Origin of the sequence: Pseudohaemophilus parahaemolyticus (assembly GCF_938021905.1) — a bacterium.
Lineage (GTDB): Bacteria > Pseudomonadota > Gammaproteobacteria > Enterobacterales > Pasteurellaceae > Haemophilus_A > Haemophilus_A parahaemolyticus_B.
Map to the genome: position 1 here is coordinate 1 of NZ_CALIFA010000079.1, position 12,424 is coordinate 12,424.

General features: G+C 39.4%; 8 protein-coding genes. 3 read left to right on the forward strand and 5 right to left on the reverse strand.

The window, feature by feature from the left end; all coding sequences use genetic code 11:
* Positions 1–22: 22 nt before the first annotated feature.
* Together rarD and QMF79_RS08865 are read right to left on the reverse strand one after the other, a co-directional pair.
* Positions 23–925: an EamA family transporter RarD gene (gene rarD / locus QMF79_RS08860; RefSeq protein ID WP_281773557.1), complete on the reverse strand. Its 903-nt coding sequence runs from the start codon at positions 923–925 to the stop codon at positions 23–25.
* A 62-nt stretch (positions 926–987) separates the two neighbouring features.
* Complete coding sequence (locus tag QMF79_RS08865) at positions 988–2,205, reverse strand: pyridoxal phosphate-dependent aminotransferase (RefSeq protein WP_281773558.1); 1,218 nt, start codon at positions 2,203–2,205, stop codon at positions 988–990.
* A 137-nt stretch (positions 2,206–2,342) separates the two neighbouring features.
* Between QMF79_RS08865 and QMF79_RS08870 the strand changes: the two genes are divergently transcribed.
* The gene (locus QMF79_RS08870) at positions 2,343–3,605 is read left to right on the forward strand and encodes an isochorismate synthase (protein WP_281773559.1); all 1,263 of its coding nucleotides are present in this window, start codon (positions 2,343–2,345) and stop codon (positions 3,603–3,605) included.
* Here the strand turns inward: QMF79_RS08870 and QMF79_RS08875 are convergent, their stop codons facing one another.
* Positions 3,606–4,514: a lysine exporter LysO family protein gene (locus tag QMF79_RS08875; protein ID WP_281773560.1), complete on the reverse strand. Its 909-nt coding sequence runs from the start codon at positions 4,512–4,514 to the stop codon at positions 3,606–3,608.
* A gap of 112 nt (positions 4,515–4,626) precedes the next feature.
* Between QMF79_RS08875 and dinB the strand changes: the two genes are divergently transcribed.
* A complete protein-coding gene (dinB, locus tag QMF79_RS08880) occupies positions 4,627–5,706 on the forward strand; it encodes a DNA polymerase IV (RefSeq protein WP_390891355.1) in 1,080 nt (359 codons plus the stop codon).
* An 80-nt stretch (positions 5,707–5,786) separates the two neighbouring features.
* Positions 5,787–6,656: a protease HtpX gene (gene htpX / locus QMF79_RS08885; RefSeq protein ID WP_281773561.1), complete on the forward strand. Its 870-nt coding sequence runs from the start codon at positions 5,787–5,789 to the stop codon at positions 6,654–6,656.
* A gap of 972 nt (positions 6,657–7,628) precedes the next feature.
* Here htpX and lon read toward each other — a convergent pair.
* Positions 7,629–10,031, reverse strand: a complete 2,403-nt coding sequence (gene lon / locus QMF79_RS08895; RefSeq protein ID WP_281773562.1) for an endopeptidase La — start codon at positions 10,029–10,031, stop codon at positions 7,629–7,631.
* A 147-nt stretch (positions 10,032–10,178) separates the two neighbouring features.
* Positions 10,179–12,374 carry a GTP diphosphokinase gene (gene relA / locus QMF79_RS08900; RefSeq protein WP_281773563.1) on the reverse strand — a complete coding sequence of 732 codons (2,196 nt, stop codon included), beginning with the start codon at positions 12,372–12,374 and terminating at the stop codon, positions 10,179–10,181.
* Positions 12,375–12,424 lie beyond the last annotated feature (50 nt).

Below are 12,424 nucleotides of genomic sequence, written 5' to 3' on the forward strand. Positions count from 1 at the left end.
CAAAAAAAGACACCTTTTAACATTATTTTACCTTCATTTGTGCTTTATATTTTCGATGGCTACGGCGAACAGCCTGAATACCGTCTAATATTAATAATAAAACGGAAATTAATAAGCAAGACATTAAAATATAAGCATTGGGATTTAATTTTTCACCAATTAAAAATGAGATGAGTAACATCACGCACGGTTCAACATAACCCAATAAGCCTAATAAATTAAAAGGTAAGATAGTGCTTGCCAACGTGTAAGAAATTAAAGCTGCCCCGCTGATAATGCCTAATAAGGCAATAAAAATATAAATATGTGGATTTTCTGCTTTTATCATAGGCATATCTATCTGCGTAATAAAATAGATTGCAATTGGAATTAAAAAAGCAATTTCGAGTACAAAACTATATAGATGGCTTAAGTCAAATTTTCGGCGTAAATAAAAATAAATCGGATAACCTGTGCAAACAAACACGCTTTCTAAAGAGAGTTTTCCCGCTAAAATAATATTACTCACCACACCAATAAAGGCAAAAATAATTGCCAGCCATTTATTTCTTGAAAGTGGTTCTTTATAAACGATTTTGCCAAAAGCGACCATAACAATTGGCATTAATAAATAGCCCATGGAAACTTCAATTGCTTTCCCGCTATTCGGTGCCCATAAAAATAGCCACATTTGCCCACCGACAATCGTCGAGGTGGTGAGAATTAATAGAAATAATTTTGGCTCACGTTTTAATCGTTGTAAAAATAAACTAAATTCATCCCATTTTTTAAATAACAATAAAGCCAAAAATAAGCAAGGAAGCGTTAACAGCATACGAATACCGAAGATGCTTTCTCCTGTAAGTGGTTTTAAGTGAATAGCTAAATAATATAAACAACCAAATAAAAAAGAGGCTGTTAAAGAAAAGAGGACGCCTTTTAACATAAAGAATGGATAAATGAGATATCCTCCCCCATTTACGGAAGGAGGAAGCAAAAGGATAAAAATTAATCTTGTGTATAAGTTTTTAAGAATTTCGCTAATCGTCCAAGTGCTTCTTCAAGCTGATGGACATAAGGCAAGGTTACTACACGGAAGTGATCTGGTTTATGCCAGTTAAAGCCAGAACCTTGCACCAGTAACACTTTTTCTGCTTGAAGCAAATCGTAGATAAATTTCGCATCGTCTTTAATGCCATACATCTCGGTGTCTATTTTCGGGAACATATACATCGCCCCTTTTGGCTTCACGCAGGTAATACCTGGAATCTGCACCAATAACTCCCATGCTTTGTTGCGTTGTTCGAGTAAACGTCCACCAGGGAGGATGAATTCATTGATGCTTTGATAGCCGCCCAGTGCGGTTTGGATCGCATGTTGCATTGGGGTGTTGGCACACAAACGCATAGAAGCCAACATATCCAAGCCCTCAATGAAGCCTTTCGCTTGGTTTTTGGGTCCGTTCAATACCATCCAGCCTTGGCGGAAACCTGCCACGCGATAAGCTTTAGATAAGCCGTTGTAAGTGACTGTCAATACATCAGGTGCAAGAGCTGCGATATGGTGATGAACCGCACCATCGTATAAGATTTTTTCGTAGATTTCATCAGCAAAAATAATCAATCCATGTTGGCGTGCCAGTTCAGCAATTTCTAACAAAATCGCACGGCTATACACCGCCCCTGTTGGGTTGTTTGGGTTGATGATCAAAATCCCTTTGGTGCGTGGGCTGATTTTTGCTTTGATATCTTCAATATCAGGGAACCACTCGTTCTCTTCGTCACAAAGGTAATGCACTGCCTTCCCACCCGCTAGCGTTGCCGCTGCCGTCCAAAGTGGATAATCAGGCATTGGAATGAGGATTTCATCACTTTCATTTAATAGTGCTTGCATCGACATCGTAATCAACTCAGACACACCATTGCCTATATAGACATCATTCACATCCATTCCGAGCATACCTTTTGATTGGTAATACTGCACAATCGCTTTACGTGCAGAATACAAGCCTTTAGAATCACAATAACCTTGTGCGGTTGGTAGGTTACGAATAACGTCTACTAAAATCTCATCAGGGGCTTCAAACCCAAATGGGGCAGGGTTGCCGATGTTGAGTTTGAGAATTTTATTGCCCTCTTCTTCTAAGCGAAGTGCCTCTTTGTGAATCGGACCGCGAATATCGTAGCGAACCTGTGCTAATTTATCTGATTTTGGAAAACGTTCCATAATGCTTCCTGTGTTGTGTTTAGATTTAAAACGGATTTTCAAACTTTACTCCGATTTTTAAGGAAAAAAAAGAGGATTTAAGCTAAAATAAACATCTTTTTTACAAATAGCGGTTTGATTTTCTTAAAATTTTGCGTATGTCAGTTTTTACTCAATTAGAACAACAACTTAGCGAGCAACTTTCACAGCTGCAATCAACTCAAGAATGGATTCAACTTACGGCAGAAGTCAATTTATCTGTAGAAGAATCTTTGTTATTAGGCTGGCTAAAATCGCAAAATCAGTATTTCCCACACTTTTTCTTTGAAAAGCGAGATGAAAATCAAACGATTGCTACTATTGGGGCAGTAAAAACTTTTTCTTCGTTAGAAGAGGCACAAGTCTTTGTACAATCTACCTCACTTTCGCTCGTCGGTGGCATTCAATTTGAAGGCATTTGCCAATTTGTCTTACCACGCTTGATGCTAGTAAAAAATTCGCAAAATTTGACCGCTTACCTGACATTAAACCTAAGCGAGCAAGCGGTTGATTTTACTGAATTTTTTACCGAGCTAAATTCAACTTCTCCTGTTAAAAACTATCAAATATCAGCACCTCAATCTTCCTGCACATTTGAACAATGGGAAATGAATATTGAACGAGCTATTACCCAAATTGGCACGGGCGATTTGCGTAAGGTCGTGTTAGCGAACGCCATTCAACTTACCTTTGAAAATCTCATTTCTGCTTATGATTTAGTTGAACAAAGCAGAGCAATTAACCTTGGTTGCTACCATTTTTTATGGGCAGAAAATGCACAGAATGCTTTTGTGGGCTCAACGCCTGAGCGTTTATATTATCGCAAGGGCAATCAACTTTTTACTGAAGCTTTGGCGGGAACAGTTGCCGTTTCTGATAACCCAATCGAAACCGAGCAAAACGCCCAATGGTTGTTAAAAGATGCCAAGAATATCTACGAAAATCAGCTTGTGGTGGAAGATATTGAGGAGCATTTGAATGCTTATGTGGAGGCATTTGAGGTACATCTACCTGAAATCAAACGTTTACATAATGTGCAACATTTAAGAAGACGGATTGAGGCAACCTTAAAAGCCGATGTGCTCGATCAAGATTGCTTACGACAGATTCACCCAACCGCAGCTGTTGCAGGCTTACCGCGAGCTAAGGCGAAACAATTTATTGCCCAAAATGAACCTTTTAAACGTGGTTGGTATGCGGGGACATTAGGTATTTTCAACCCGCAAGAAGCCGAATTTTGCGTTACCCTTCGTTCAGCCAAAATTGAACATAATCAGATCACTCTTTATGCAGGGGCGGGCATTGTTAAGGAATCAGAGCCTGTTTCTGAGTGGCAAGAAATTGAGAGAAAATCGCAAGCATTGTCTAAATTATTAGGTTAATCACGCCAACCCAATAAAAATCGCTAATAACAATGGTGCAGCAAGATTTACGATAAAACCAAAGCTAATTGCAAGCGGTACAACTTGCATTCCGCCCGATTTTTGAATAATCGGCAAAGTACAATCTAATGAGGTTGCGCCGCCTAATCCTACTGCTGTGGATGGGAAATTCCGCATAAAAAATGGGATCATAAAGAGACATAAAATTTCACGGGAAAGATCGTTGAAAAAGGCGATACTTCCATAAAAAGCCCCCCACGCATCATGCATCAAAACACTTGAGAGAGAATACCAACCAAAAGCAGAAGCGTAAGCAAGCCCTTTCATTACAGAGAAATCAAGCCACCAAGCCGCAATCACACCACCAATCAAACTACTCATCATAAAGATAATTGAGGCTTGGATGCCTCGTTTATTCAAAAAAACTTCTCGCAATGGAATGCCACTATTTCTGAGTTGAATGCCTACGCCGAAAATCATTACTACCAGCACAACAGAACTTGCGTGTGAAGGAAATACAAAGAAATCTTTGGTGAAAAAGCCAAATAGCCCCCCGAGAATAGTCACCCCAATCAATTTTAACGACATCATTAATTGTGCTAACCGAGAAGGCATTTCATCTTGTGCAACAACTTTGCGAGCCATTGGCTGCCATTTATCATAAATCACAAGGCTTAAGATGTTGCAGGTATGAATAGAAAGGCTAAATACCAATGCTGCTGAGCCAATTTGTGGGAGTTTTTCGACAATATTATCCAACTGCCCAAGCGAAACACCGATGACGAGCAAAATCAAATAGAGGCAAAGGCTCACAATGCGATTGACCCAATGCAAAATCATTGGGTGAGAAATGCGAGAAAAATAACCTAAAAAGAGAGGGGTGAGCACAATCGACAAGCCGTATAACATTATATTATGCCTTGAATAATGAATTTTTATGGAAATTTTACCAGTATTTAGATAAAATAAAACTGGTTTTATATCCATTTGTAAGCGGTGTATTTTGAAGGAAATTTTACAAATGATGGCAGAGCAAAAAACGAGAAAAATTATCCATATTGATATGGATTGCTTCTATGCTGCCGTTGAAATACGGGAAAATCCTTTGTTAAAAGGTAAGCCCGTTGCGGTGGGTGGCAAAGCAAATCAGCGAGGTGTGCTCACCACTTGTAATTACGAGGCGAGAAAATTTGGTTTACATAGTGCGATGGCAACGGCAACAGCATTGAAGCTCTGTCCAAATTTGATTTTGCTGCCTGTTAATATGCCGTTGTATAAATCGGTTTCTGCTCAAATTCATCAGATTTTTCGCCGTTACACACAAATTATCGAACCGCTTTCATTGGATGAAGCCTATTTGGATGTAACCAATTGTAAACAACATTCCGGCTCTGCAACTTGGATTGCGGAAAATATCCGCCAAGCAATTTGGAATGAATTGCACCTTACAGCTTCAGCCGGTGTTGCTCCGCTTAAATTTTTGGCAAAAATTGCTTCTGATCAGAATAAACCAAACGGTCAATTTGTGATTCCGCCTGAAGAGGTGCAAAATTTTGTTAAAAATCTACCGCTTAAAAAAATCCCTGGTGTGGGGAAAGTCACTCAAGAGAAGCTCGCACAAATGGGCTTGCTCACTTGCCAAGATGTTCAACAAAGCTCGCAAACGCTGATTTATCAAGAGTTTGGTAAATTTGGACAACGCTTGTGGGGTTTCTGCCACGGTATTGATATTCGTGAAGTAGAGATTGATCGCCCGCGTAAATCCCTCGCAGTTGAAAATACGCTTTTGCAAGATATCAACACACTCGCACAGGCAGAACTGATTATCGATGAACTTTATCACAAGCTGCTTTTCCGAATTCAACGTAATTGGGCAGATACACCTCTGCATGAATTTAAAAAACTGGGCATCAAACTAAAATTTGAAGACTTCAACCAAACAACGATTGAACGCACCACAGATGGGCTTGAATTTGAACGATTTAGAGAATTATTGCATCAAGTTTGGGCACGTAGAAATGAGCGTAATATTCGTTTAATTGGCTTAAATGTACATTTTCCAAGCAGAAAAATTACAAATCAGTTAAATTTATGGGAATAAATGTTGTCTGATAGCTTGAATTCTCAGACATTTCCCTCATTATAGGGAGAGTTTTTTTACCTTTATTTGGAGTTTAATCAATGGCAAAACGTGTCATTCTCTTTTTATTAACCAACCTTGCGATTACCTTTGTATTAGGGATTGTGTTAAACATTATTTTTAAAGTAACTGGCATTCAAAGCCAGAGTACCGCAGGCATTTTGGTGTTATCGCTTGTGTTTGGCTTTTCAGGTTCTTTAATCTCCCTGTTCTTATCAAAAACAATGGCATTACGTTCAGTAGGAGCGGAAGTAATTCAACAACCTCGTAACCAAGCAGAACAATGGCTGTTCAACACCGTTCAACGCCAATCTCAACAAGCAGGCATTCCAATGCCAGATATTGCGATTTACCACTCTGTTGACGTAAATGCATTTGCAACGGGGGCAACTAAAAATAACTCGCTTGTCGCAGTAAGTACTGGCTTGTTGGACAATATGACCGAAGATGAAGCAGAAGCAGTTGTTGCTCACGAAATTGCCCACATTACGAACGGTGATATGGTAACAATGACTTTATTGCAAGGTGTGTTAAACACTTTTGTGATTTTCCTTTCTCGTATGATTTCAACTGCGGTGGCAAGCACCAAAGATGAAAATGGTAATTCAAGCACAAACACGATAGTGTTCTGGATTGCAGATATTGTTTTACAAATGGTATTTGGTGTGATTGCAACCATGATTGCAATGTGGTTCTCTCGCTACCGTGAATACCGTGCGGATGCGGGCTCCGCTAAATTAGTTGGCAAAGAAAAAATGATTATGGCATTACAACGTTTACAACGTGTTCATGAACCTCAAGAAATGGAAGGTTCATTAGCAGCATTTATGATTAACGGTGTGCGTTCAAAAGAATTGTTTATGAGTCACCCTCCACTTGAAAAACGTATTGAGGCGTTGAGAAATTTATAAACTAAAAGGGCAGTTCTACATAATATCGAATTGCCTTTAACATGCTGAAATAAATATCGAAAATACGCCGTCATAATAGATAAAACAGTTGCTAATGTTTATTTTTCAAAATATTAGCAACTATTTTTATTTAAAAAATCCTTTATAAACATAACCTTATGTCTTTTAGTTCATTCGTTGTGATTATTTAATTGGTGCTTAAAATGCTTAAATAATCCCTTAAGTCTATTTATCATCCTTTCAATTTTTATTTCGGTATGATTTTCGAAGATAAAATTCATTTTTTGGACTCTCTACCAATGTTTTTGCAATTATTTTTAACTCTTTACCCACTTGTGATTGATGTTTTTTCCTTAACTTTCTCATCACGATGGCTACCATATAAAACTGGCACACCTACACTGGTGCATTAAAAAGATTTTTTATTAGACCTTGCCTGCCTTCACAGGTAATTGATTGAATTATATAATCTTTTCCTCGTAATCAATCCAAAGTAAGCGTGTAGTAAATATCTTTTTTCGTCCGTATAAAATGATAGCTAACAACCTTATCTGTATTCGAATCCATCAGGACTAAAACACATTAATAGCGATGGAAAAAAAGTTATATCCATGATGCTCAGATATCTATTTTTAAGTAGTTTTAAATGCGATTTAGGGGCTTTATCAATATATCGTTGGATTGTACTGACAAACATTGATATTTTATTGAAAGTTGCTGGTAGGTTTGTTTTCCAGAAGTGTAATCAGACTAAATGTTAATATGAGCTAATTTATTCTTTAGGATAAAGGCTTTATTATATTGATGGCAAAAGTAATGCTGAACATTATTTTTTACCCTGTTTCTTTATTCTTGTACTTTGGCAAAATGGACATTTTAGGTTTATGTTTCAAAAAAAGGGCTTAGGGCCTTGTAATATAAGGCTTTAAGCCACTTTTTACCAACACTTTGATCTATTATACCTTTTAGAGATTATTGAATCGCTTTCGTTCTCGTTGTTTTCTTCACCTTCACAGCTTTGCTTGGTACAATTTCAATGCCTAGCGGTGGATTTTCAAGGGCGATTGCCAATACTTCGTCAATGGTTTCCACAGAGTGAATCGAAAGTGCTGTTTTCGCATTAGCTGGAATCTCTTCCAAGTCTTTCTCGTTTTCTTTTGGAATGATGACAGTGGTAATGCCACCACGATGTGCTGCTAAAAGTTTCTCTTTTAAGCCGCCGATTGGTAACACTTTACCACGCAAGCTGATTTCACCTGTCATCGCCACTTCTTTACGCACAGGGTTACCTGTGAGGCTAGAAATCAAGGCGGTACACATTGCAATACCTGCACTTGGACCATCTTTTGGCGTTGCTCCATCTGGAACGTGGACGTGAATATCGCGTTTCTCGTGGAAGTCGTCAGCAATACCGAGTTTATCGGCACGTGCACGCACGACCATCATCGCCGCTTGGATAGATTCTTTCATCACATCGCCTAAAGAGCCTGTGTAAGAGAATTTACCTTTACCTGGTACAGAAGCGGTTTCAATGGTAAGTAAATCCCCTCCGACTTCTGTCCACGCCAAACCTGTTACCTCACCTACGCGGTTTTGATTATCCATTTTGCCGTAGTCAAAACGTTTCACACCTAGATAATCGGTAATGTTATCTTCATTGACAGTAATAGATTTTAATTTTTTATCCAACACTAACGCTTTTACTGCTTTACGGCAAATTTTGGCAATTTCACGCTCAAGGTTACGCACACCCGCTTCACGGGTATAGTAGCGAATAATACTTATAATCGCCCCATCTTCGATAACCAATTCACCTTTTTTCAAGCCGTTATTTTCTTGCTGTTTTGCAATTAAATGCTCACGAGCAATGTGTAATTTTTCATCTTCGGTATAACCTGAAAGACGAATTACTTCCATACGGTCAAGCAACGCTGGTGGAATATTCATTGAGTTTGAGGTTGCCACAAACATTACATCAGACAAATCGTAATCCACTTCTAAATAGTGGTCGTTAAACGCTTTGTTTTGCTCTGGATCTAACACTTCTAATAATGCCGAAGCAGGATCGCCACGCATATCTTGTGCCATTTTGTCTATTTCATCAAGCAAGAAGAGCGGATTTTTCACACCTACTTTTGCCATTTTCATCATCAACGAGCCTGGCATTGAACCGATGTAAGTACGACGATGCCCGCGAATTTCTGCTTCATCTCGTACACCACCTAACGCCATACGCACATATTTACGCCCTGTGGCATTCGCAATCGATTGACCGAGTGAGGTTTTCCCTACCCCTGGTGGACCGACCAAGCAAAGAATTGGACCTTTAAGCTTGTTCAAACGGCTTTGTACCGCAAGGTATTCCACAATGCGTTCTTTCACACGCTCTAAGCCGTAGTGATCTTTATCTAAAATCTCTTGTGCTTTGGCTAAGTCTTTTTTCACGGCTGATTTTTTGTGCCACGGCATTTGTAAAATCCAGTCAATATAACCACGGATCACCGCTGCTTCAGAAGAACTTTGTGGCATCACTTTGAGCTTTTTGAATTCTGCTTCTGTTTTTTCTAACACATCCACAGGTAATTTCGCTTCATTGATTTTTGCTTTCAGTTTATCTAATTCGCTCTGCTCAACATCTTCATTATTGCCGAGCTCTTTTTGGATCGCTTTGATTTGCTCATTTAGATAGTAATCGCGCTGATTTTTTTCCATCTGCTCTTTCACGCGTGCACGAATGCGGCTATCCATCTGCATTGAATCAAGCTCAGTTGCCATTGCAATCAACAAAGTTTCGAAACGTTTGAGTAAGCTAGCCTCTTCTAAAAGCTCTTGTTTTTTCGCAACAGGCGTTAAAAGATTGGCTGAAATCGTATCCACTAAGCGTTCTTGATCGCTGATTTTCTGCAATTTAACTAAAATCTCAGTGGGAATTTTTTTATTATTTTTAACGTAATTTTCGAACTCAGCAAAGGTAGTTTTTGTAAGTGCAGCTAGCTCTTCAGATTCGGCATTATCCGTTGTTTCAATCACGCTTAGTTCTGCCCAAAAACCAGATTCATCATCGTGAGCCTTCTCAATTTTGGTTCGAGTCTGACCTTCCACCAACACTTTCACCGTACCATCTGGTAGATTTAGCATTTGGATAATATTAGCAGTTACACCGATGTCATACATATCATCTAATGTCGGATTTTCATTTTGCGGATCTTTTTGGGTAACAAGAAACAGTTGCTTGTTTGCATCCATCGCAGCACGTAGTGCAAGCACCGACTTTTCACGTCCAACGAATAATGGCATTACCATATTCGGGAACACCACTACATCACGCAGTGGCAAAAGTGGCAATGCAATAGTTTTCTTTTTTCTTGGTGCCATAAATTTGCTCTCTTCTTTGGTTTTAAATAATTTTCCCATTATGGGGGGTAAAAATGGAAAAACAAGTAATTTTATTACTTTTAATAAGAGTTAAATAAAAATTCCCACTAAATAGCAAGGGAATAAGTAAAAGTGAGTATCAATGAATTATCCAGCTCTTCTTGCCTCAATCACATCATCAAGAAGCGTAATGCGAGCCAAGATTTTATTCAGCATTGCCACATTGTTCATCTGAATTTCCATATTGATAATTGCAAGGCTACGTTTGGCATCAATACGGCTAGCAACGCTTAATACATTGACTTTCTCGTTTGCCATAATTGCACTCACATCACGCAGTAAACCGTTACGGTCGTTGGCAATAATACGAATGGTAAGACTTAAGCCTTCGCCAGCATAACTTCCCCATTGGGCTTCTACCACACGAGTTGGATTAAGGCTTTGTAATTCAAACAGCTGTTCACAATCAGCTTTGTGAATTGAAATACCGCGACCTTGAGTGATGTAGCCTACAATCGGATCGCCTGGAATTGGTTGGCAGCAGCGTGCAATGGAGTGCATCAAGTTGCCCACGCCTTCAATAATTACTTGACCATTTTGGGCTTTTTGATGCGAGTTTTTATTAAGCTGTTTCAATACCGCTTCATCTTCTTGCTCGGCGGTAGGTTTAATTAAACGGCTTTGTAAATAGTGGCTGAGCTGGTTGAGTTTAATATCGCCACCACCAATGCCCGCATACAGATCGTCCATCTGTTTGAGGTTGTAACGTGGCAATGCATAAGTTTCGATTTGCTTGTGCGTTAAGCCTAGTTTGATCATTTCTGCTTCAAGAGCTTCACGCCCAATCGGGATATTTTTCTCACGATCAAGTTTTTTGAACCACGCAATAATTTTGGAACGTGCTTTTGAGGTGTTCACAAAGCCTGTGTTTGGATTAAGCCAGTCACGACTTGGATTCGGTTGTTTTTGGGTAATAATTTCAACCTGATCTCCCATTTTGAGATTGTAGGTAAATGGCACAATCTTGCCCGCTACTTTCGCCCCAATGCAGCGGTGACCAATTTCACTATGAATTGCATAAGCAAAATCAAGAGGTGTCGCATCTTTTGGCAAATCAATCACTTCGCCACGTGGAGTAAAGACATAGACGCGATCATCAAACACCTGTGAGCGCATTTCATCAAGCACATCTCCAGAATCCGCAATATCATTTTGCCACGCTAAGAGTTTACGCAGCCAAACGATTTTCTCTTCATAGCCTGAACGCCCCGCAGTTGCCCCTTCTTTATATTTCCAGTGAGCGGCAACGCCAAGTTCGGCATCATCGTGCATTTTTTGCGTGCGAATTTGCACTTCAATAGGTTTATCGCTTTTGCCGATCACTACGGTATGAATAGATTGATAGCCGTTAGGTTTAGGCTGAGCGATATAGTCATCAAAGTGCTCTGGTAGATGTTTATATTGGGTATGAATAATACTCAGTGCAGTATAGCAATCTTCTAATTTTGGCACGATGACGCGTACAGCACGAATATCAAATAATTGATCGAAACGCAGATTTTTTTTCTGCATTTTTTTCCAAATGCTGTAAATATGTTTTGGACGACCATAAACCTGCACTTCGTCTAATTCTTCTTTTAGTGAAGCGGTTAAATCCGCCACAAAATTTGCAATATATTTTTCACGATCGACACGGCGTTCACCAAGATCGAATTTCGCAATTTGGCGGTAACATTGCGGGTGCAGCGCACGGAAGCAGTAATCTTCAAGCTCCCATTTCAATTGCCCAATGCCCAAACGATTAGCAAGAGGTGCATACACGTGTGAGCACTCTTTTGCCGCAAGTACAATATCTTCTTCGCTATAACGATTTTTAGTTCTGAGATAAGTAATGCGTTCGGCAAGCTTGATGACCACACAGCGGAAATCATCCACCATTGCCAACAGCATACGGCGAATATTATCAATTTGCAGATCGGAAGCAGAATTAGATGAGAGTTGGCGGATGTTTTCCATCTCCAACACGCCTTTTACCAAGTTTTTCACTTGGTTGCTGAAATCTTCTTTGACTTGCACAAGGTCAATAATATTGCCTTTAACAAGAGGGAAAAGCATTGCGGCAACAAGGCTATCATCATCCATATTCAAGCCATAGAGAATTTCTGCCATTTCAATGCCATCCCACATCAATTCATATTGAGTGGGGTCTAGCTTTTCTTGCGAATATCGCCACGCATTCTGCAATTTATCAAAGGTAACAGGAGACATATGCAACGACTCACTCCAACCAGCGAGTTCAAATGTTGCAGGGTTAAGTTCGTGAGAGTGTCGAATAGCTACCATAAAACCTCCATTGTAATGCAGAGTATAAACGTATTAGGTTGCACTCCATT

Coding starts and splice junctions, on each gene's coding strand:
- rarD (WP_281773557.1), bottom strand. CDS start 925: ATGTTAAAAGGCGTCCTCTTTTCTTTAACAGCCTCTTTTTTATTTGGT.
- QMF79_RS08865 (WP_281773558.1), bottom strand. CDS start 2,205: ATGGAACGTTTTCCAAAATCAGATAAATTAGCACAGGTTCGCTACGAT.
- QMF79_RS08870 (WP_281773559.1), top strand. CDS start 2,343: ATGTCAGTTTTTACTCAATTAGAACAACAACTTAGCGAGCAACTTTCA.
- QMF79_RS08875 (WP_281773560.1), bottom strand. CDS start 4,514: ATGTTATACGGCTTGTCGATTGTGCTCACCCCTCTCTTTTTAGGTTAT.
- dinB (WP_390891355.1), top strand. CDS start 4,627: ATGATGGCAGAGCAAAAAACGAGAAAAATTATCCATATTGATATGGAT.
- htpX (WP_281773561.1), top strand. CDS start 5,787: ATGGCAAAACGTGTCATTCTCTTTTTATTAACCAACCTTGCGATTACC.
- lon (WP_281773562.1), bottom strand. CDS start 10,031: ATGGCACCAAGAAAAAAGAAAACTATTGCATTGCCACTTTTGCCACTG.
- relA (WP_281773563.1), bottom strand. CDS start 12,374: ATGGTAGCTATTCGACACTCTCACGAACTTAACCCTGCAACATTTGAA.